Raw genomic sequence first — 22,209 nt, 5'->3', positions numbered from 1 at the left:
GCGAGAGAGGAGCCCCGTCGGTGCGGATCGTCGTCGTGGCCGGCCCCGGACTGGTGGCCGACACCGCCCTGCTGGAGTCGCTGACCGCCACCACCTGCGCCGAACTCGGCGTCACCGGCGGGCTCGTGACCGCCACCTCCGCCGAGGAGGTGCGGGCCCTGGTCACGGGGGCCGGCCCGCTGGTCGTGGCGCTGCCCGGTCCGACCCCCGAGGTGCGGGCCCTCATCCCCACCGCGCCGCGCACCGTGGTCTGGTACGACCTCACCGTCGAGCCACCCGTCGACGGGGCCGCGCACCTGTCCGGCCGCGGCGCCTGGGGCCTGGTCTGGGCCGTCCGGCACGCCGTGCACCGCCACCGGTCCCCGGCCACCCGGATCGGCTACGGTCCGCACCCGCAGCAGTGGGGCGAGCTGCGGCTGCCGGTCGGGACGGCGGGGCCCGTCCCGGTCGCGGTGCTCCTGCACGGCGGGTTCTGGCGGTCGGTGTGGGCGGCCGACCTGATGGACGCCCTCGCCGTCGACCTCGTCGACCGCGGCTACGCGTCGTGGAACGTGGAGTACCGGCGTCCCGACCGGCACGGCTGGGACGCCACCACCGGCGACGTGGCGGCCGGCGTCGCGGCGCTGGGCGGCCTCGCCGCGGACGCCGGGCTGGACCTGGGGCGGGTCGCCGTCGTCGGCCACTCGGCCGGCGGCCAACTGGCCCTGCGGGTCGCGGCGGACCTGGCCGCCGGCACCGAACCCGGCCCGGCCCCGGCCGGCGGGGCGGCGGCCGGGGCACCGGCGGTGCGGGTCGCGCTGGCGGTGTCGCTGGCCGGCGTCCTCGACCTGGCGGAGGGCGAGCGGCGGTATCTCGGTGACGGCGCCATCCCCGCGGCCCTCGGCGGCACACCGGCGACCGTGCCGCACCGGTACGCCGCCGCCGATCCCATGGCCCGGCTGCCGATCCGGGTGCCGACCCTGTTGGTGCAGGGCGCGGCCGACAGCCCCGACCTGGTCGACGTCAACCGCCGGTACGCCGCAGCGGCCCGCGCGGCCGGCGACGACGTCAGCCACCTGGAGCGGCCCGGCGACCACTTCGACGTCATCGATCCCGGCTCGGCCGTCTGGCGGGACACCATGACCGCCGTGGACCGCCGGCTGGGCCGCTGAGCACCGGCGCCGCCACGCGGCGGGCCGCCGGCCATGTCCGCGATGTTTCACCAGCGTGAACAAGACGCGCTGCCGCCGCGGTCACCTTCCGGGCGCCGGATCGATCGACCGCCGTCAGAACAGCCGCGGCGTGACCACCGACACGACGGTCGTCACCGCGGCGGTGTCGTTGTACATCGAGTGCGGCACCGACGAGCGCAGGTGCACGCTGTCGCCCGGCCGCAGCCGGTGCTCGACGCCGTCGACCTCGTAGAGCAGTTCGCCGGAGATGACGTACGCGAACTCCTCTCCGGCATGGCCGTAGGCGGCCTCCCGGCGGCCCCCCGGAGCGATGTGCACCAGCATCGGTTCGAGCACCAGGTCCGGCCCCCGCTCCGACAGCATCCGGTAGGTCTGCTGGCCGGAGACGTACTGGGTGGCCGGGGTTTCCGCCCTGGTGAGGGTGAAGTGCGTGGGCGGCGGGCCGACCGCCCGGTCGGGGGAGTCCGCACCGGCGTCGAAGAACTCCGCCACCGTGCGGTCCAGGGCCTTCGCGACGCTGCCCAGCGCGGTCAGGCCGATGGAGGAGATGCCCCGCTCGACCTGGGACAGGAAGCCGATCGACAGCCCGGAGCGGGCGGCCAGCCCGCGCAGCGTCAGCCCGCGCTCCTTGCGGTACTGGCGGATGCGCGCGCCCGCCAGGCCGGCGGGGGTGGCGTCCTGCGCCCCCTCGTCGGGGCGGATCCGCTCCCGGACCGGGTTACTCTCCATCGACCGCACGGGGACCTCCTGTCGCGTCCCGGCGGGAGAGCCCGCCACGCTTGTTCGATGGTATCGAACTTCGGGGCATCCGCGATGTCCGGGCCGCCCCGTCGCGGCGGGCCGTCGGCGGGGCGGCCGGCGCGGGCGCGCCGGCAGGTGCTGCTGCGGGTGGACGAGACCTCGTGCGAGGGCGGCCACCCCGGTCGAGTGGTCGCGGATTCTCCTGACTAAAGTCAGGCATGTGGACATGGACCTGGTCGCCGCGGTGCGGCGGTTCAACCGGACGGTGACCCAGCGGGTGGGGGCGCTCGACGACGAGTACATGGCGCGTGGCCGGCCGCTCGCGCAGGCGCGCCTGCTGTGGGAGATCGGCCCCGGCGGCGCCGAGGTGGCGGCGCTGCGGTCCCGACTCGGGCTGGACTCGGGGTACCTCAGCCGGCTGCTGCGCACGCTGGAGGGCGACGGGCTGGTCACCGTGGGGCCGGCCGACCGGGCCGGCGGCGACGGGCGGGTGCGGGTCGCCGCGCTCACCGGGGCCGGCCGGGCCGAGTGGGCCGAGCTGGACCGGCGCTCCGACGAGTTCGCCCGGTCCATCCTCGCCCCGCTTCCCGGGCGGCGGCGGGAACGGCTCGTCGCGGCGATGGCCGAGGTCGAGCGGCTACTCGTCGCGTCGCTGGTGGTCATCGGGCCGTGCCCGCCGGGCGACCCGGCGGCGAGGGCCTGCGTGCGGGCCTACGCCCGGGACGTGGGCCGGCGGTTCGACGGGGGCTTCGACCCGGCGCTGAGCAGCCCCGTGCACGACGAGGCACTGGTGCCGCCCGCCGGGGTGTTCCTGCTGGCGTCCCTCAACGGCGAGCCCGTCGGCTGCGGTGCGGTCAAGCTGCACCCCGGAGCCCCCGCCGAGATCAAACGCGTGTGGGTGTCCGACCAGGTGCGCGGGCTCGGGGTCGGGCGGCGGATGCTCGACGAGCTGGAACGGTACGCCGCCGAGCGCGGCTGGGCCGCCGTCCGGCTGGACACCAACCGGGCGCTCACCGAGGCGATCGCGATGTACCGCTCGGCCGGCTACCGCGAGGTCGAGCCCTACAACACCGAGCCCTACGCCCACTACTGGTTCGAGAAGCGCCTCGCCCAGTGACCGGCGCGGCGGTGGCGGGCCTGCCGGCCAGCGCCACCGCCGCGCCGGTCACGGATCAGTGGATCAACACCGGGGCGGTGCGGTCGCCGCCCTGCTCGTCGTCGAGCAGGTGCGACTGCTGCCGCCTGCGCGGCAGGAAGTAGGCCGGGACGAACGTCACCAGCATCAGCGCGAAGCCGACCCAGAACGTGGTGCCGAACGAGTCGGCCACGAACTCCAGGCCCCGCTGGAGGATTCCCGGGTCGACCGGGAACTGTTGGGTCAGGTCCGGGTTCTGCTTGACGGCGATCGCGAGGCCGGCCTCGGTGACCGGTGCGCCGGTGTTCGGGTCGACCGCCCCCGGGATGACCGGCGAGTTGTTCAGCTCCTTGGTCAGGATCACCGACATCATCGCCGATCCGACCGAGCCGGCGATCTGCTGGAGGATGTTCAGCAGCGTGGAGCCACGGGCCACCTCGTGGTTCGTCAGCGTCTTCAGCGCGGACGTCATGATGGGCATCATCGTGCCGCCCATGCCCAGGCCCATGACGAAGAGCGAACCGCACAGCAGCCAGTACGAGGTGTCGGTGTCGACCTGGGTGAACGTGAAGAAACCGGCCGCGATCAGCACCAGTGCGAACGGCACCGTCCGGCCGACCGGGATCTTGTCGGCCAGCATGCCGGCGATCGGCATGGTGACCATCGCCCCGATGCCCTGCGGCGCCATCAGCAGGCCGGCGTCGAGCGTCGACTCGCCGCGCACCTGCAGGAAGTAGCTCGGGAACAGCAGACCGGCGCCCATGAACGCGATGGTGAACACGGCCAGCGTCACGGATGCGACCGTGAGGTTGCGGTCGCGCAGCAGCCGCAGGTCGAGCAGCGGGTGCTTCGGCTTGAACGAGTAGAGGACGAAGCTGATGACCAGCAGCCCGCCGACCAGCATCGGCAGCCACACCTTGTTGTCGGCGAACGTGCCGGTCTCGGGCAGCGACGACACCCCGTACAGGAAGAGGGCCAGGCCCGGCGAGAGCATCAGCATACCGACGAAGTCGAACGACTCGGACGGCTCGGGGTTGTCCTTCGGCAGCGCCCACTGCGCGTAGGCCAGGGCGACCGCGCCGATCGGCAGGTTGATCAGGAAGATCCAGTGCCAGCTGGCCACGTCGATCAGCCAGCCACCCAGGATCGGCCCGCCGATCGGGCCGAGCAGCATCGGGATGCCCAGTACGGCCATCAGCCGGCCGATCCGCTCCGGGCCGGCCGCCCGCGTCATGATCGTCATGCCGAGCGGCATCAGCATGCCGCCGCCGAGGCCCTGAAGCACCCGGTAGCCGATGAGCTCGCCGATCGAGTCGGCGGTGGCGCAGAGGGCGGAGCCGAGCGTGAACAGCACGAGCGCCGCCATGTAGAGCCGCTTCGTGCCGAACCGGTCGGCGGCCCAGCCGGTCAACGGGATGACCGTGGCCAGGGCCAGCGTGTAGCCCGTCATCGTCCAGGCGACCCGGGCGTACGACGCGTCGAATTCGGTCTGGAACGTGGGCAGCGCGACGCTGACCACCGTCACGTCGAGGATCGACATGATCGCACCGAGGACCACGACCCCGGCGATCTTCAATACGGCGCCGTCGAGCTTGGCCGGCGCCGCGGATTGACTGCTCACAGCGAATCTCCTGGTGAAACTTTGCGAATGACGCCGATCGGCCACGCGCCACACCGCGCGTGGCCGCACGTCTGAGTCAGAGGTCAGGCGGGGAGGTCGCAGACGACCGCCCGTGTCCGCGGGCCCGCACGCTGTCTCCCCCCTCGCGCGCCTGATCCCCCGCGGACGCACGCCGCGACGGTAACAAGGCCGACGCCCACCTCACCGCCCTTTATCGGGTCATCCGGCTGTGGTCACGATCACTGCTCCGGGCGCCGCCGTCCGGCGCCGCGTCGGGGGCCGGCCCGGGGGCTCACCGGCGCCGTGCGGGTGGCGGGGGACGTCCGGCGGCAGAGGGGGCCGCCGGGCCGCCGGGCGAGGGGTGGCGCATCTGAAATTTTAGTGTAATGTCAGCGGCCGGCCGGGGTGCCGACCCGATCCGGGCGCGCCCCGGCGCGCGTCGCCCGCCGAGCGAGCCCGCCGGCCCGGGCCCCGCCGAACCGTGATTCCCGTCGATGCGAGGAGGACCAGAGTGGATGCCGTGACGAGCCCGCCGTCCCCGGTCAACGAGCCGACCCTGAGCTACGCCCCCGGCAGTCCCGAGCGGGCGGAGCTGGAGCGGGAACTGGCGCGGCAGGAGAGCCAGCAGGTGGAGCTGACCGCCACCATCGGCGGTCGCCGCCGGATGGGCGGGGGGACGGAGATTCCGGTCGTGCAGCCGCACGACCACCGCCACGTGCTCGGGGTGCTGCGCAACTGCACCCGCGCCGACGCCGAGGACGCCGTCGCGGCGGCGGGACAGGCGGCGCCGGGCTGGCGCGAGCTGTCCCTCGACGACCGGGCCGCGATCCTGCTCAAGGCCGCCGACCTGCTGGCCGGCCCGTGGCGCCAGCGGCTCAACGCCGCCACCATGCTGGGCCAGTCGAAGACCGCCGTCCAGGCCGAGATCGACTCCGCGTGCGAGCTGGCCGACTTCTGGCGGTTCAACGTCCACTACGCCCGGCAGATCGTGGGCGAGCAGCCGGTGGCCAACTCCCGGGGGGTGTGGAACCGCACCGACCACCGCCCCCTGGAGGGCTTCGTCTACGCGGTCACCCCGTTCAACTTCACCGCGATCGCGGGAAACCTGCCGACCGCGCCGGCACTGCTGGGCAACACGGTGCTGTGGAAGCCCGCGCCGACCCAGCAGCTCGCCGCGAGTCTGATCATGGAGCTGCTGGAGGAGGCGGGCCTGCCGCCCGGCGTGATCAACATGCTGCCCGGTGACGGCCTCGACGTCTCGGCGGTGGCGCTGACCCACCGCGACCTGGCCGGCATCCACTTCACCGGCTCCACCGCGACGTTCCAGCACCTGTGGTCGACGGTGGGGGCGAACCTCGGGGGCTACCGGTCGTACCCGCGGGTCGTCGGCGAGACCGGCGGCAAGGGCTTCGTGCTCGCGCACGGCTCCGCCGACCCGGACGTGCTGCGGGTGGCGCTGCTGCGCGGCGCCTTCGAGTACCAGGGGCAGAAGTGCTCGGCCGCCTCCCGGGCGTACGTGGCCCGGTCGGTGTGGGACCGGGTGCGCGACCCGCTGCTCGCCGAGGTGGAGGCGCTCACCATGGGCGACGTCACCGATCTGGCGCACTTCATGGGGGCGGTGATCGACGCCCGGGCGTTCGGCCGGCACCGGGCCGCGATCGAGCGGGCCCACGGGCGGGACTCCCTGACGGTGCTCGCCGGCGGCGCGGTCGACGACTCGGTCGGCTGGTTCGTCCGGCCGACCGTCGTGCAGGGCACCGACCCCACCGACGAGATGTTCCGCACCGAGTACTTCGGGCCGATCCTGGCCGTGCACGTCTTCGACGACGACGCCTACGACGGCGTGGTCGACCAGCTCGACTCCGTCTCGTCGTACGCCCTGACCGGCGCGGTCGTCGCCCGCGACCGCGAGGCGATCGCCCGGGCCAGCCGGCGGCTGCGGTTCGCCGCCGGGAACTTCTACGTCAACGACAAGCCGACCGGGGCGGTCGTCGGGCAGCAGCCGTTCGGCGGCTCCCGCGCCTCGGGCACCAACGACAAGGCGGGCGCGGCGTCGAACCTGACCCGCTGGCTCTCGCCGCGGTCGATCAAGGAGACCTTCGATCCGCCCCGCGACCACCGCTACCCCCACCAGGGTGCCCGCTGAAGCACGGCGTTCACCAGGCAGAACTGCCTCTGGACCGACTCGCCGAGCAGGTGCTAGCGTCGTCCACACTTCACTAAAATTTCACTGAAATTCCTATTCACCCCCATGCTTCACGACCATCGACACGGAGGTGTCAGATGAAGAGGTCCCTACGCTCCCTCGGCGTCGCCACGGCCATCAGCGGGCTGATCGCCCTGGCCGGGTGCGGCACGGACACCTCGTCCGCCGGATCCGGGGCAGCCGACTTCGGCGACTGTGCGGTGACGGAGAACCCCACGGTGCACAAGTTGCAGACCAAGACCGAGGGCACCCTCACCGTCGCCGCCTCGCTGCCCTACCCCGCCGGCTACCGGGGCAACACCCTCGAATCGGTCGACGGCGGCTACATGTACTGCCTCGACGCCGAGATCGCCAACCGCGCCGGACTGGACCGGATCAAGCTGGTGAACGCCTCGTTCGAGGCCCTCGTCACCGCCAAGGCCTCGAACTTCGACTTCGCGGTCTGGGACATCTACGACACCCCCGAACGGCGCAGGGCCGTCGACTTCTCCACGCCCTACAACACCTACCGCACCGGCGTCCTCGTCAAGACCGGGTCCGACCTGACCAAGGACAGCATCAGGACCGCCACCGTCGGTGTGCTCGCCGGATCCGTCCAGCTCAGCTACGTCAACGAGACGCTCAAGCCCAAGCAGGTGCGGGTCTTCGCCTCCAACGACGACCTGTTCAACGCCGTCCTGGCCGGGCAGATCGACGCCGCGCTCAACGACACCGCCACCGTCATGCCCCGGGCGGCCAGCTCCGGCGGCAAGCTCGAGGTGATCGGGCAGTACCCGGTCGGTGGCGACGTGGCGGCGCTGTTCCCCAAGGGTTCGCCCAACGTCACCGTGGTCGACCAGATCCTCGCCGACATGAAGAAGGACGGCACCCTCGCCGCCATCATGGCCAAGTGGCTGAACCCGATCCTCGGCGGAGACCCTGACAAACTGGCCGACTGGAGTGCCTGACCATGACGGTGCAGGCACCCGAGACACCTGAGGCCCGGGCGACACCGCCCGGCGCCGGCTCCACCCCGACCAGGCCGCTGGCGACGACGGCCTACCTCACCGCCGCGGCCCTGCTCACCGTCCTGGCCACGACCCTGTGCCACCAGCTCGCCACCATGCTGGTCGACGGGCCGGCCGCGCGGCTCCTGCTCGGCGCCGTGCTGCCGCTCGCCGCGCTCGGCTGGCCCCTCTGGTCGGCCTACCGGCGCAGCCACCGGTCCCGACGGGACTGGGCGGCCGGCCGGTACGTCGAGGCCCGCCGGGCGGCGGCCGGCTCCCGGGACGCCGCGATCTCGTCCCTGGGACTCAGCGGGTGCCTGGCCATCGTGGCCCTGCTCGCCCTGATGGTCTTCACCAACGACGGGGCGGTGCAGAAGACCTTCTTCAACGGCGAGTACATGTCGCGCAGCTTCCTGGACATCGTCCGCGCGCTGTGGATCAACATCCAGATCGCGCTCGGCGCCCAGATCCTCGCCATGGTCTTCGGCCTCGTGCTCGCCATCGGCCGGCAGCTTCCCGGCCGGGGCTTCCGCCCGGTCCGGGCGCTGTCCATCGCCTACATCGACGTGTTCCGCGGCATCCCGTCGGTCGTCCTGATCTACCTCGTCTGCTACGGGCTGCCGCTGACCGAGGTGCCGTTGCTCAGCGGCGGGTCGCTGGTCGTCTACGCCATCGTGGCGCTGGCCATGACGTACAGCGCCTACAACGCGGAGCTGTACCGCGCCGGGATCGAGTCGATCAACCCCGGCCAGAGCTCGGCCGCCCTGTCCATGGGCCTGACCCAGACCGACGTGCTCAGGTTCGTCATCATGCCGCAGATGGCCCGCAACATCGCCGCTCCCATGCTGAGCACGTTCATCGGCCTGCAGAAGGACACCGCGCTGGTCATCGTCGTCGGCATCATCGACGCCTTCAGCCAGGCCAAGATTTACTCGGCGAACGACTTCAACCTCTCCGCGGTGACCGCCGTGTGCCTCGTGTTCGTCCTCATCACCATCCCGCAGACCCGGTTCGTCGACTACCTGCTCGCCCGCACCGGGGCCAGGAAGACAGGGGCGTGAGCCATGTCGCGACCGTTCATCGAGTTCGACCAGGTGACCAAGCGGTACGGCGACCTCACCGTGCTGGACAAGGTCGACCTGACCGTCGACCGGCACGAGGTGGTCACCCTGATCGGCGCCTCCGGCTCCGGCAAGTCGACGCTGCTGCGCTGCGTCAACGGGCTGGAGGACGTCCAGGGCGGGCGGATCCTGCTCGACGGTGACGTCGTCTCCGGCGAGGGCGTCGACCTGGTCGGACTGCGCCGCCGGGTCGGGATCGTCTTCCAGAGCTTCAACCTGTTCCCGCACATGACGGTGCTGCGTAACTGCACCCTCACCCCGGTGCGCGCCGGTGTGGCGAGCAGGCCCGAGGCCGAGGCCAACGCGCGGGCGATGCTCGACCGCGTCGGCCTGCGGGACAAGGCCGACTCCTACCCCGCGCAACTGTCCGGCGGCCAGCAGCAGCGCGTCGCCATCGCCCGGGCGATGCTCATGCGTCCGCAGGCTCTGCTGCTGGACGAGATCACCTCGGCCCTCGATCCCGAACTGGTGATCGAGGTGCTGAACTTGGTCCGGGAACTCGCCTCCGACGGCATCACCATGATGATGACGACCCACGAGATGCCCTTCGCCCGGGAGATCTCCTCGAAGGTCTGCTTCCTGCACCGCGGCACGATCCTCGAACAGGGCCCGCCCGAGCAGATCTTCGAAGCACCCACCTCGCCCGAGCTCCGGTCGTTCCTCCGCAAGATCCACGAAGCCGGCCGGGACTAGCCCCACCCCCTCCACGAGACAAGGTCAGGGACACCAACCGATGAGCAAGCCGTACGACACCAGGGACTTCTTCACCTACCTCGGGTACCCGAGCGGCGACCAGCCCTACTGGTGCAGGGACCTGCGCAGCCTGTCCGTCTACTGTCGCGGCGACCGGGCGAACCTGGAGGCGCTGCTCGCGCCCACCCCGTTCGAGCTTGCCGACGACCGGTTCGTCGTGCAGATCGCGGACTTCGGCAACGCCACCCCCGGCGCCTTCTACGACTCCGGGGTCGTCATTCCCGTCCGCTACGGCGACCACCGGGGGGTCAACTATTTCTTCGAGTACGAGGACCAGCCCTGGAGCGTCGCCTTCGGCCGGGAGGTCTGGGGCTACCCCAAGCAGTACGCCGACATCGCGCTGACCGACACTCCCGAGGCGGTCTCCGGCACCGTGCACCGCTCCGGCAAGCCGGTGTTCGGCATCTCCATGACGCCGGGGGAGGGACACGACAACGCCGCCTGGGCCGACCTGTCCCTGTACCCGCACCTTCAGGTGCACGCCCTGCCCGAGGCCGACGGGCCGGGGTTCCGGGTCTTCGAGATCATCTCCCGGGACACCTCGAAGGACTTCGTCCTCAAGCACCGCAGCTTCGGACCGGCAACCGTCGAGCTCACCGACGCGCTGTCGGTCAACGGCGTCGAACTGAAGGTGGTCGAGGTGCTGGGCGGCGAGTACTCCGTCGGGGACTACGCCTGCACCGTGCAGAACGGCGTCTCGACGGTCATCGACGATCTTCTCGGCAACCCGTCCCGCGGCGGAGCGGCGGAGCGGCCGTAATCGTCCGGTAGCTTGCCAGAGTGCGGGGCCGCTGCGCAGAAGCGGTGCACGACGTGGGGAGGAACAGATGTTGTCGGAGTACGTCGGGAAGGGCGCGCTCGTCGGCACCGAACAGGCGGGCAATGCCCTGCTCAGCGAGTCGGCCTACGCCAGCCTGTGCTCCCGGCTCGTCCGCGCCGAGATCATGCCCGGGGACCGGCTCGTCGAGAACGACCTGCGGGCCGACCTCGGCGTGGGCCTGTCCCCGGTGCGCGAGGCCATCAGGCGGCTGGAGTTCGAGAAGCTGGTCGTCATCTACCCGCGCAGCGGCACCTACGCCACCGAGATCGCGCTCAAGGACTCCCGCTCGGTCATGGAGTTGCGACTGGAACTGGAGTCCCTGGCCACGACGCTGGCCTGCGGGCGCGGCTCGAAGGCGGAGAAGGAACAACTCGTCGCGCTCGCCGAGGAGCAGGCCCGGACCACCGACCTGCAACGGTGCATCGACCTGGACGCCGCCTTCCACCAGTGCGTCTACCTGATGAGCCGCAACGAGTACCTCAACGCCACCGCCCGGATCTACTTCAACCTGGCCCTGCGGCAGTGGTACTTCTGCTCCAAGGTGGTCACCACCCCGGACTGGACCGCGGTGGACCACCGGCCCCTGGCGGTGGCGGTCGCCGCCGCCGACGAGGCCGCCGCCGCCGAGCAGATGCGCGAGCACGTCCGCCACGACTCCCAGAAGGTCTTCGAGATCCTCACCAACTACGGCCTGTAGCCCGCCCCGAGGGGCGCGTCCGGGCCGCCGGAAAGGACCCGCCGTGCCATCGGCCGCACTGACGTCCCTGTTCACCCTCGACGGAACACGCGCCCTGGTCACCGGGGCGCACGGCGGCCTCGGCCGCGCCCAGGCCCTCGCCCTCGGCCAGGCCGGCGCCGAGATCGTCGCCACCGACCTGACCACCGAACGCGCCGAGCAGGCCTGCGCCCACCTGCGCCGGCAGGGCGTCCGCGCGCTGCCGCTGGCGCTGGACGTCACCTCCGTCGACAGCATCGAGGCCGCGTTCGACGACCTCGAACGGCGGGGCCACGTGCCCGACGTGGTGGTGAACAACGCCGGTGTGTCGCTGCGCAACGCCGCGTTCGACGCCACCGCGGCCGAGTTCGACCTGACCCTGGGGGTCAACCTGCGCGGGACGTACTTCGTGGCCCAGCGCGCCGCGCGGGCGATGCGCCCGCGCGGCGGCGGCCGGATCATCAACCTCGCGTCCATCGGCGGCCTGGTCGTCGACGGCGAGCGGTCCTCGGTGTACGACGCGTCGAAGGCCGCCGTCGTGCAACTGACGAAGAACCTCGCCTACGAGTGGGGCGGCGACGGCATCCGGGTGAACGCCATCGCCCCGGGCTACATGCGCACGGAGATGACCGCGGACCTCATGCCCACCAGGGACGCCGAGGACGAACTGGTGGCCCGGCACATCCCCCTGGGCCGGGTCGGCGAGCCGGGGGACCTCGCCGGCGCCGTGGTGTTCCTCGCCTCGGCGGCGTCCGCGTACGTCACCGGGCACACGCTCACCGTCGACGGCGGCTGGGTCGTCTCCCTGTAGCCGCGGCACCGGAACCTGGAGCGGCACCACCTACCGATCCGCCGACCGCGCGGCCTCAGGCACCACGCAGCCGGGCGAGGAGTTCCCCGGCGCGGCGTAGCTCGTAGGCTCGCCCTGCCGCGCACCCGACGGGTGGGTTGCCATGGTGCGCGGCAGTTTCGGAGCTGCCCGCTGACCTGCCCGCTTTTGCCCCGGGATCAGGCAACACAATCAACTGTCCGATAGTCGACATCGCCGCGCCCGCGTCGGCCGTTTCGGCCGGTAGACGGCACCGTCACCGTGGGTGATCGGGGTGGGCTGCCACCCCGTTCACCTGGCGATCTATGCCCGTTGATGGAAACCGCCTACGTTGCCACCCAGACGTTCCGTCCTGGGAGGCAGCATGTCGGGACCGCTCGGCCCCCGCACCATCCGATCGAGGGTCTGGGCCGGCGCCCGACTCCGGTTCGGCGCGGCTCTCGCCGCACTCGTCCTGCTGCCGGCGCTCGCCGTCCGGGCGGACCTGCCGGACGTCGTCCCGGCCTCGGTCTCCTGCGACTCGGTCGGCTACGCGTACGACGCCGCCGGGCAGTTGGCCGGCGTGCAGGACCAGGCCGGTCGGACCGCCCGGTACCGGTACGACCCGGCGGGCAACATCACCTCCGTCGCCGGCGAGGGCAGCCCCGCCCTCGCCCTGCTGTCGGTGGTGCCGGCGCGGGCAGCCGTCGGCGCCGAGGTCACCCTGGAGGGCGGCTGCTTCTCCACCGTGCCGGCCGAGAACGCTGTCGCGTTCAACGGCGTACCGGCCACGGTCACCGCGGCCGCCGGCCGGCGGCTGGTCGCCCGGGTCCCCGCCGGCGCGACCACCGGCCTGGTCACCGTCTCCGTCGGCGGGGCCACCGCGAGCAGCCCGCAGTCCTTCGTGGTCGTCGGGCCGGACGAGTCCGCGCCGACCATCACCGGCGTCTCTCCGACCGTCGTCGCCCCCGGCGCGACGGTCACCGTCAGCGGCACCGGCTTCGCCGCCGAGGCGGCCGACAACGCCGTCACCCTGAACCGCACCCGGGCCTTTCCCTCGGCGGTCGCCGCCGGCAGCCTGACCGTCGACGTGCCCACCGGCGCCGGCTCCGGCCGGATCGGGGTACGCACCCGCCACGGCAGCGGCGACGGCGCCGCCGACGTCTTCGTCGCCCCCGCCCCCTACACCGTCGCCGACGTGGTGCACACCTCCCGGGTCGCGCTCGGCGGCACCGGGTCCGTGTCGATCCCGAGCGCGGGCGACATCGCGCTGGTCGTGTTCGACCTGACCGAGGGGCAGCGGGCGAGCGTGCAGCTCGCCGACGGCACCCTCGGCTCCTGCGGCATCTCCACCGCGAAGGTGCTCGACCCGTTCGGGCGCACTGCGGCGTCGTCCGGCTGTGTGGGCGCCACCGGCTTCCTCGACACGGTGACGGCCCGCACGGCGGGCACGTACACGCTGCTGCTGGCCGCGTCGAGCGCGGCCACCGGCTCGGTCTCCGCGACCGTGCGGGAGGTGCCCGCCGACGCTACGGCGGCCACCACGCCGGGCGGGAGCCCGGTCACCGTCACCACCACCGTGCCCGGCCAGAACGCCGCCGTCACCTTCCCCGGCAGCACCGGCCAGCGCGTCTCGGTCAAGCTCAGCGACGGCACGTACGGCACCTACAACGCCGCCGTCACGCTGCGCAAGCCGGGCGGCGGCACCGTCACGTCCAACGGGTCCTGTGGCACCGCCTGCTTCCTCGACACCACCGTGCTGCCCACCGACGGCACGTACACCCTCGCGGTGGACCCGCAGTCCACCACCACCGGGGCGATCACCGTCCAGGTGTACGACGTGCCGGCCGACGCCGCCGTGGCCACCACTCCCGGCGGCGGTCAGGTCACCGCAACCACGACGGTGCCCGGCCAGAACAGCGTCGTCTCGTTCCCCGGCACGGCGGGCCAGCGGGTCCTGGTCCACCTCACCGGCGGCACGTACGGGACGTACAACGCCTCGGCGGTGGTGCGCAAGCCGGACGGGTCGAATCTGACGGGCAGCGCGTACTGCGGCAGCTCGTGCCTGTTCGACACCACGGTCCTGCCGGTCGACGGGACGTACACCATCCTGGTCAACCCCGACACCAGCTACGTCGGCGCGGTCACCGCGCAGGTCCACGCCGTGCCGGCGGACGCGACGGCGAGCACCGCCCCCGGCTCCGCCCCGGTCACCGTGGCCACGGTCGTCGGGCAGAACGCGGTGGTGTCGTTCGCCGGCACGGCCGGGCAGCGGGTGTCGGTGCAGCTCACCGGCGGTACGTACGGGACGTACAACGCCTCGGGGGTGATCCGTAAGCCGGACGGGTCGAATCTGACGGGCAGCGCGTACTGCGGGGCGTCGTGCTTCTTCGACACGGTCGTGTTGCCGGTCGACGGCACGTACACCCTGCTGCTCAACCCGGACGGCGCCTACGTCGGCCAGGTCGCGGCGCAGGTCCACCTGGTGCCGACGGACGCCACGGCGACCGCGAGCCCGGGTGGGGCGGCGGTCACCGTGACCACCACGACGCCGGGGCAGAACGCGGTGGTGTCGTTCGCCGGTACGGCCGGGCAGCGGGTGTCGGTGCAGCTCACCGGCGGCACGTACGGGACGTACAACGCCTCGGGGGTGATCCGTAAGCCGGACGGGTCGAGCCTGACGGGCAGCGCGTACTGCGGGGCGTCGTGCTTCTTCGACACGGTCGTGTTGCCGGTCGACGGCACGTACACCCTGCTGCTCAACCCCGACAGCACCTACGTCGGCCAGGTCACCGCCCAGGTGCACGCCGTGCCGGCGGACGCCTCGGCGAGCACCACGCCCGGTGGGGCCGCGGTCACCGTGACCACCACCGTGCCGGGGCAGAACGCCGTCGTCTCCTTCCCCGGCACCGCCGGGCAGGTCGTCTCGGTCACCCTGGCAGGCGGCACCTTCGGCACCTACAACGCGTCCGTGACGGTGCGCGCCCCGGACGGCTCCACCGTCGTCAGCGAGAGCTACTGCGGCACGAGCTGCTCGTTCAACGCGGTCACCCTCCCGGCCACCGGCACGTACACGGTGTTCGTCAACCCGACCGGGACCACCCTCGGCGCCGTCACCGCGCGGGTCTACGACCTGCCCAACGACGCGGTCGCCAACACCACCCCGGGTGGCGCGACGGTGACGGTGACCAGCACCGTGCCCGGGCAGAACGCGGTGGTCTCCTTCCCCGCCACGGCCGGGCAGCGGGTCGCGGTGCAGCTCAGCGGCGGCACGTTCGGCGCCGCCGAGGCGGTGGTGACGCTGCGCCGCCCCGACGGCACCGCGATCGTGTCCAACACGACCTGCGGCACCTCCTGCTTCCTCGACACCCAGGCGCTGACCGTGGCCGGCACCTACACCGTCCTCGTCGACCCGAAGGGCACGGTCGTCGGCAGCATCACCGCGAAGGTGCACGACGTGCCCGCCGACGCCACGGCGGGCACCACCCCGGGCGGCGCGGCGGTGTCGGTGACCAGCACGGTGCCCGGGCAGAACGCGGTGGTGTCGTTCCCGGGCACCACCGGGCAGCGGGTGTCGGTGCAGCTCAGCAGCGGCACGTTCGGCGCCGCCGAGGCGACGGTGACGCTGCGCCGCCCCGACGGCACCACGGTCACGTCGAACACCGCCTGCGGGACCTCGTGCTTCCTGGACAGCACGGTCCTGCCGGCGGACGGCACGTACACCCTGCTGGTCGACCCGAGGACCACCGCGATCGGCGCGCTCACCGCCCGCGCGTACGACGTGCCCGCCGACGCCACGGCGGCCACCACCCCGGGTGGCGCGGCGGTGTCGGTGACCAGCACGGTGCCCGGGCAGAACGCGGTGGTGTCCTTCCCCGGCACCGCCGGGCAGGTCGTCACCGTCAGCCTCTCCGCCGGCGCGTTCGGCGGCGGCAACGCGACCGTGACGCTGCGCGCGCCCAACGGCAGCGCGGTCACCAGCTCCTCGTCCTGCGCGACGAGCTGCTCGTTCAGCTCGGTGTCGCTGGCCACGGCCGGCACCTACACCGTGCTGGTCGACCCGGTCGGGACGGCCGTCGGCAGCCTGACCGCGCAGGTGTTCGACGTGCCGGTCGACGCCACCGTCGGCACCACCCCGGGCGGCGACCCGGTCACCGTCACCACCAGCGTCCCCGGGCAGAACGGCGTGGTGACGTTCCCCGGCACGGCCGGGCAGCGGATCCTGGTCCAGGGCACCGGCGGCACGTACGGGACGTACAACGCGACGGCGATCGTGCGTAAGCCGGACGGGTCGAATCTGACCAGCAGCGCGTACTGCGGGGCGTCCTGCCTGTTCGACACGATGGTGCTGCCGGTCGCCGGCACGTACAGCCTCCTGCTCGACCCGGCGTCCACCTACACCGGCGCGCTCACCGTCCGGGTGTACGACGTGCCGGCCGACGCCACCGCCAGCACCACCCCGGACGGGACCGCCGCCACCCTCACCACCACGGTCCCCGGGCAGAACGCGGTGCTGTCGTTCACCGGGACGGCGGGTCAGCGGATCGTGGTGCAGGGGACCGGCGGCACGTACGGGACGTACAACGCGACGGCGATCGTGCGCAAGCCGGACGGGTCGAACCTGACCAGCAGCGCGTACTGCGGGGCGACGTGCTTCTTCGACGTCACGACGCTGCCGGTGGCCGGCACGTACACCATCCTGCTAAACCCCGACGCGGCCTACACGGGCGCGGTGACCCTGCGGGTGTACGACGTGCCGGACAACGCGGCGGTCAGCGCCACGGTCGGCGGTCCGGCCGTGCCGGTGACCACCACCGCACCGGGGCAGAACGCGGTGCTGTCGTTCGTGGGCGCGGCGGGTCAGCGGATCGTGGTGCAGGGCACCGGCGGCACGTACGGGACGTACAACGCGACGGCGATCGTGCGTAAGCCGGACGGGTCGAATCTGACCAGCAGCGCGTACTGCGGGGCGACGTGCTTCTTCGACATCACGACGCTGCCGGTGGCCGGCACGTACACGATCCTGCTGAACCCCGACGGCATGTACACCGGCTCGGTCTCGCTGCGGGTGTACGACGTCCCGGCCGACGCGACCGCCGGCACGACGCCGGGCGGCAGCGCGGTCACCCTGACCACCACCGGCCCCGGGCAGAACGCGGTGCTGTCGTTCCCCGGCACCGCCGGGCAGCGCATCTCGGTGCAGGGCAGCGCCGGCACCTACGGCACCTACAACGCGACGGCGATCATCCGCAAGCCGGACGGGACGAACCTCGGCAGCAGCGCGTACTGCGGGGCGACGTGCTTCTTCGACGTCACGACGCTGCCGGTGGCCGGCACGTACAGCATCCTGCTGAACCCCGACGGCATGTACACCGGCTCGGTCGCCCTCCAGGTGCACGACGTCCCGGCCGACGCGACCGCGGCCACCACCCCCGGCGGCCCGGGGGACACCCTGACCACCACCGTTCCCGGCCAGAACGCCACGCTCACCTTCCCCGGCACCGCCGGGCAGGTGGTCACCGTGGCGATCACCGCCGGCACCTACGGCCGCTACAACGCCACGGCGGTCGTCCGCAAGCCGGACGGGACGAACCTCGGCAGCAGCGTGTACTGCGGCGACACCTGCACCTTCACCTCGATCACCCTGCCGGTGGCCGGCACCTACACCCTGTTCGTCGACCCGGCGTCCAGCACCGTCGGCGGCCTGACCGGCGAGGTGCGGCTACCCGCGGCAGTCGCCGCCGCCAGGAAGGCGCCGACGAAGATCCCGGCCCGGCCGGCCGGCGACGTGACCGAGACCTGGACGCCGGACCGGTTCAACCTGGCCGGCGAGGACTGGCAGAGCCACCGCACCGGCGCGTACGGCAACCTCCAGCCGGCGCTGCGCGCCGAGCGGGGGGCGACCGCGCTGGCCGGGCAGGCCCTGCTGCTCAACGGCCACCCGCTCGCCGACGTCACCCTCGCGGTGGGCCGGCGCAGCACCCGCACCGACGCCACCGGCCGGTTCCTGCTCACCGGGCTCACCGCCGGCCACCACGTCCTGGTCATCGACGGCGCGACGGCGGGCAGCCCCGGCCGCGCCTTCGGCCGCTTCGAGACCGGGGTGGACCTGCGGGCGGGGGAGACCGTCGAGCTGTCGTACCCGATCTGGATGACCCGGCTCGACACCGCGCACAGCGTCCGGTTCCCGTCGCCCACCACGAAGCAGACGGTCATCACCACCCCGGCGATCCCCGGCTTCGAGGTGCGGCTGCCCAAGGGCTCGGTGATCCGCGACCGGGCCGGCAAGCGGGTCACCGAGCTGTCCATCACCGCACTGCCGGTGGACCAGCCGCCGTTCCCGCTCCCCGCCGGGGTGCGCACCCCGGTCTACTTCACCGTGCAGCCCGGCGGGTCGGTGATCCTGCCGAAGGGCGCGCAGATCATCTACCCGAACACCCAGGGCCTGGCGCCGGGCAGCCGGCTGGACTTCTGGGACTACGACCCGGAGCGGGCGCCGTGCACCAGGGCGCCGGTGAAGTCGTACCCGAAGAAGCCCGTGAAGGCGGCGAAGACCCCCGCCGTCTGCGCGGTGACCGGCGCGGAGGCCGGCTGGTACATCTACGGCCACGGCACCGTCACCCCGGACGGCCGGCAGATCGTGCCCGACCCGGACGTGCGGGTCTGGGAGTTCACCGGGGCCATGTTCAACGGCAGCGGCAAACGCCCCGCCGGCACCGGCCCCGGTGAGGACGGCGACTCCGGCGGCGACCCCGTCGACCTGGCCAGCGGCCTCTTCGTCGACGAGCACACCGACCTGGCCGTGAACGACGTGCTGCCGATCTCGATCACCCGCACCTACCGGCAGAACGACACCCAGAACCGGGAGTTCGGCATCGGGGCGAACTTCACCTACGGCATCTTCGTCTTCTCCAAACAGGAGTACACCGAGGCCGACCTGATCTTCCCGGACAGCGGCAAGGTGCACATGGTGCGGACCAGCCCCGGGACCGGCTGGACCGACGCGGTGTTCAAGGCCGTCGACACCACCGGCCCGTTCCGGGACGCCGTGATGACCTGGAACGGCGACGGTTGGGACCTGGTCCGCACCGACGGGATGGTCTACGTCTTCGGCGAGAACGCGCCGTTGCAGTCCATCCGGGACCGGCACGGCAACCAGATCACCCTGACCCGGTCCACCGGCGGCCAGTCCGGCGACATCACCCAGGTCACCTCGCCCAACGGCCGCTGGATCAAGCTCAGCTACAGCGGTGGCCGGGTCGTCCGGGCGCAGGACAACGCGGGCCGGGCCGTGCAGTACGGCTACGACGCCTCCGGCCGGCTGACCACGGTCACCTCGCCGGGCGGCCGGACCACCACGTACACCTACGACACCGCGCACCGGATGACCACGGTCACCGACCCCCGGGGCGTCACCTACCTGACCAACAGCTACGACGCGGCCGGGCGGGTGGCCGCCCAGACCATGCCCGGCGGGGTCACCTACGGCTTCGCGTACACCACCGACGCCGGCGGCAACGTCGTGAAGACGGCGGTCACCGAGCCCGACGGCAGCGTCCGGGAGACCAGCTTCGACGCCGAGCACCGGGTGGCCGCCGAGACCACGGCAGCCGGCACCGCCCAGGCACGCACCGCCACCACCGCCCGGGACCCGGTGACCCACCTGCCGACCGCGCTGGTCGACCCGTACGGCCGCCGGACCACCCTGGGATACGGCGCGACCGGGCAGCTCACCTCGCTCACCGCGCTCGCCGGCACCGCCGCCGCCCAGTCCGCCACGGTCACCTCCGGCGGGCCGTACCGGCAGCTCACCTCGGTCACCGACGACCAGGGCCGGACCACCCGGATGGGGTACGACGACACCGGCAACCTCACGGCGGCGACCGACGCCGCCGGCCGCACCCGCCGCTACACCTACAACCCGGCCGGCCAGGTCACCTCGTTCACCGACCCGCTCGGCAACACCACCCGCTACACCTACGAGCAGGGCGACCTCGTCGCGGTCACCGACCCGCTGGGCCGGACCACCCGCAGCTTCGTCGACGCCGTCGGCCGCCCCGTGGCGGTCACCGACCCGGCCGGCGTGCTGGAACACGTCCGCTACGACCCGGACAACCAGGTCCTCACCAGCACCGACGGCCTCGGCCGGGTCACCGCCTTCGAGTACGACGGCAACGGCAACCTGACGAAGGTCACCGACGCCCGGGGCAACAGCACCACCGTCGCCTACGACAGCTCCGACCGCCCGGTCACCGTCACCGACCCGCTCGGCAAGCAGGCCCGGCAGGCGTACGACGTGCTCGGCCGGGTCGTCTCCGCCACCGACCGGCGCGGCAGGACCACCGTCACCGAGTACGACGTGCTCGGCCGCACCACCTTCATCGGGTACGGCGCGACCGCCGGACCGAGCTACGAGAGCACCAAGCGGTTCGGCTACGACGCGCTGGACCGGCTCACCACCATCAACGACTCGGCCGGCGGGCTGCTCACCCTCGGCTGGAACGACCTCGACCAGGTCGTCGCCGTCACCGATCCGGCCGGCACCGTCGGCTACTCCTACGACGCCGCCGGCCGGCGGTCGGGGATGACCGTGCCCGGCCAGCCGGCCATCGCTTACCGCTACGACCAGACCGGCCTGATCGAGCAGATCACCCAGGGCGCCACCACCGCCACCTGGCACCGGGACGCCGCCGGCCGCACCGACCGGGTCGAGCAGGCCGGCGTCGAGACCCGGTACACCTACGACGCGGCCTCCCAGCTCACCGGGATGTTCTACGAGAGCACCGGCGGGGTGCCGATCGGCCACCTCGGCTACTCCTACGACGCCGCCGGGCGGGTGCGGGACCTGACCGGCAGCCTCGCCCACGTCACCATCCCGAGCACCGGCCCGCCGGCCAGCTACGACGCCGCCAACCGGCTGACCAGCCGAGGCGACCGCACGTTCAGCTACGACGACGAGGGCAACCTGACCGGCGACGGCGTGCTCGGCTACACCTGGAACGCCCGGGGCGAACTGACCGGGGTCACCGGGCCGGGCCTGACCACCGCGTACGGCTACGACGCCGCGGGGCGGCTCGCCAGCCGCGCGGCCGGCGGGGCCACCACCGGCTTCCTCTACGACGGCCCGAACCTGGTCCGCGAGCGGACCGGCGCGACGGCCGCCGACCGGCTCACCGCCGGGCTCGACCAGACGCTGGTCCGCACCGACGCCGCCGGCCCCCGGGTGCCGATCACCGACGCGCTCGGCAGCGTGCTGGGTCTGGCCGACTCCGCCGGCACCCTGAGCACCCAGTACGCCTACGATCCGTTCGGGGCGGTCACCGCCAGCGGCGCAGCCAGCGGCAACACGCAGCAGTTCACCGGCCGGGAGCGCGACGCCGCCACCGGGCTGACCTACCACCGGGCCCGCTGGTACAGCCCGGAGACGGGCCGGTTCCTCAGCCAGGACCCCGCCGGCTTCGGCGGCGGCAGCGCCAACCTGTACACGTACGCCCTCAACGACCCGGTCAACCTCTCCGACCCCAACGGCGACTGCCCGATCTGCGTGCCGATCCTGATCGGGGCGCTGATCGGTGGCGGCACCTCGGTCGGCATCGGGGCGGGCCTCGCGGCGCTGACCGGGCGCAAGTACAGCATGGGCGACGCCCTGAAGGACTTCGCCATCGGCGGCGCGCTGGGCGCGGTCAGCGGCGGCCTCGGCGCGTACCTGAAGGCCGGCAGCTCGGTGTGGAAGCTCAACCAGTTCGAGCGCGGGCTGGCCATCGAGGCGAAGCTCGGCGGCAACCTGCCGCGCAGTTTCCCGACCATCGACCGGTTCGCCAACGGCACCGCCACCAGCATCAAGAGCGTGGACCTGACCGCGAAGAGCTACCAGAGCGCCGGCCAGCTCACCAGCCGGTTGCAGGGCTACGTGGACAAGGCGGCCGGCTTCGCCAAGAGCAACCCGGTCACCTGGGACGGCGTCACCATCAAGCCGGGCCAGGTCGCCGTCCGGGAACTGGAGATCGCCGTCCAACGCGGCGCGGCCACCAGCGCCCAGCAGAACGCCCTCAACCAGATAGTCCAGTACGGCGCCCAGAAGGGGGTGACCGTTCGGATCATCCCGATGAGATAGACCATCGGGGACGCCCC

General features: G+C 72.6%; 12 protein-coding genes. 10 read left to right on the top strand and 2 right to left on the bottom strand.

Translation table 11 applies throughout. The features are described 5' to 3' along the window. The first annotated feature begins 20 nt into the window (after positions 1 to 20). Positions 21 to 1,151 (top strand): alpha/beta hydrolase, encoded by a 1,131-nt coding sequence (locus OOK41_RS20175; RefSeq protein ID WP_266266305.1) that lies wholly within the window; start codon positions 21 to 23, stop codon positions 1,149 to 1,151. A gap of 114 nt (positions 1,152 to 1,265) precedes the next feature. Here OOK41_RS20175 and OOK41_RS20170 read toward each other — a convergent pair whose 3' ends face one another. Then, positions 1,266 to 1,901 (bottom strand): helix-turn-helix domain-containing protein, encoded by a 636-nt coding sequence (locus OOK41_RS20170; RefSeq protein ID WP_266267907.1) that lies wholly within the window; start codon positions 1,899 to 1,901, stop codon positions 1,266 to 1,268. 238 nt (positions 1,902 to 2,139) lie between these two features. On the opposite strand from OOK41_RS20170, the gene OOK41_RS20165 reads away from it, so the two are divergent. Then, on the top strand, positions 2,140 to 3,030 hold the full coding sequence (locus OOK41_RS20165; protein ID WP_266267906.1) for a helix-turn-helix domain-containing GNAT family N-acetyltransferase: 891 nt from the start codon (positions 2,140 to 2,142) through the stop codon (positions 3,028 to 3,030). 55 nt (positions 3,031 to 3,085) lie between these two features. Here the strand turns inward: OOK41_RS20165 and OOK41_RS20160 are convergent, their stop codons facing one another. Then, positions 3,086 to 4,669: a DHA2 family efflux MFS transporter permease subunit gene (locus OOK41_RS20160; protein WP_266266304.1), complete on the bottom strand. Its 1,584-nt coding sequence runs from the start codon at positions 4,667 to 4,669 to the stop codon at positions 3,086 to 3,088. A gap of 511 nt (positions 4,670 to 5,180) precedes the next feature. Here OOK41_RS20160 and pruA point away from each other — a divergent pair. From pruA to OOK41_RS20120, 8 genes are all read left to right on the top strand, one after another. Continuing rightward, positions 5,181 to 6,815, top strand: coding sequence for an L-glutamate gamma-semialdehyde dehydrogenase (gene pruA, locus OOK41_RS20155; protein WP_117667245.1), 1,635 nt, complete (start codon positions 5,181 to 5,183; stop codon positions 6,813 to 6,815). Between the two features lie 137 nt (positions 6,816 to 6,952). Continuing rightward, entirely contained in the window at positions 6,953 to 7,822 is an 870-nt protein-coding gene (locus OOK41_RS20150; protein ID WP_117667243.1) for an ABC transporter substrate-binding protein, read from the top strand. A 2-nt stretch (positions 7,823 to 7,824) separates the two neighbouring features. Continuing rightward, positions 7,825 to 8,922, top strand: a complete 1,098-nt coding sequence (locus OOK41_RS20145; RefSeq protein ID WP_117667241.1) for an amino acid ABC transporter permease — start codon at positions 7,825 to 7,827, stop codon at positions 8,920 to 8,922. Positions 8,923 to 8,925: 3 nt separating this feature from the next. After that, positions 8,926 to 9,675 (top strand): amino acid ABC transporter ATP-binding protein, encoded by a 750-nt coding sequence (locus OOK41_RS20140; protein ID WP_117667239.1) that lies wholly within the window; start codon positions 8,926 to 8,928, stop codon positions 9,673 to 9,675. Between the two features lie 40 nt (positions 9,676 to 9,715). Continuing rightward, on the top strand, positions 9,716 to 10,495 hold the full coding sequence (locus tag OOK41_RS20135) for an acetoacetate decarboxylase family protein (protein WP_117667237.1): 780 nt from the start codon (positions 9,716 to 9,718) through the stop codon (positions 10,493 to 10,495). A gap of 67 nt (positions 10,496 to 10,562) precedes the next feature. Beyond that, positions 10,563 to 11,252 (top strand): GntR family transcriptional regulator, encoded by a 690-nt coding sequence (locus OOK41_RS20130; protein WP_266266303.1) that lies wholly within the window; start codon positions 10,563 to 10,565, stop codon positions 11,250 to 11,252. Positions 11,253 to 11,295: 43 nt separating this feature from the next. After that, positions 11,296 to 12,081 carry an SDR family NAD(P)-dependent oxidoreductase gene (locus OOK41_RS20125; protein WP_266266302.1) on the top strand — a complete coding sequence of 262 codons (786 nt, stop codon included), beginning with the start codon at positions 11,296 to 11,298 and terminating at the stop codon, positions 12,079 to 12,081. Positions 12,082 to 12,463: 382 nt separating this feature from the next. Continuing rightward, positions 12,464 to 22,192: an RHS repeat-associated core domain-containing protein gene (locus OOK41_RS20120; RefSeq protein WP_266266301.1), complete on the top strand. Its 9,729-nt coding sequence runs from the start codon at positions 12,464 to 12,466 to the stop codon at positions 22,190 to 22,192. Positions 22,193 to 22,209: the final 17 nt, after the last annotated feature.

Origin of the sequence: Micromonospora sp. NBC_01655 (genome assembly GCF_026339755.1) — a bacterium.
Taxonomy (GTDB): Bacteria; Actinomycetota; Actinomycetes; order Mycobacteriales; family Micromonosporaceae; genus Micromonospora.
This window is presented reverse-complemented; position numbering and strand designations above follow the sequence as displayed.

What these genes read in the sequence shown, in the direction of transcription:
- OOK41_RS20170 (WP_266267907.1), bottom strand. Translation starts at nt 1,901, where the DNA reads ATGGAGAGTAACCCGGTCCGGGAGCGGATCCGCCCCGACGAGGGGGCG.
- OOK41_RS20165 (WP_266267906.1), top strand. Translation starts at nt 2,140, where the DNA reads ATGGACCTGGTCGCCGCGGTGCGGCGGTTCAACCGGACGGTGACCCAG.
- OOK41_RS20150 (WP_117667243.1), top strand. Translation starts at nt 6,953, where the DNA reads ATGAAGAGGTCCCTACGCTCCCTCGGCGTCGCCACGGCCATCAGCGGG.
- OOK41_RS20145 (WP_117667241.1), top strand. Translation starts at nt 7,825, where the DNA reads ATGACGGTGCAGGCACCCGAGACACCTGAGGCCCGGGCGACACCGCCC.
- OOK41_RS20140 (WP_117667239.1), top strand. Translation starts at nt 8,926, where the DNA reads ATGTCGCGACCGTTCATCGAGTTCGACCAGGTGACCAAGCGGTACGGC.
- OOK41_RS20135 (WP_117667237.1), top strand. Translation starts at nt 9,716, where the DNA reads ATGAGCAAGCCGTACGACACCAGGGACTTCTTCACCTACCTCGGGTAC.
- OOK41_RS20130 (WP_266266303.1), top strand. Translation starts at nt 10,563, where the DNA reads ATGTTGTCGGAGTACGTCGGGAAGGGCGCGCTCGTCGGCACCGAACAG.
- OOK41_RS20120 (WP_266266301.1), top strand. Translation starts at nt 12,464, where the DNA reads ATGTCGGGACCGCTCGGCCCCCGCACCATCCGATCGAGGGTCTGGGCC.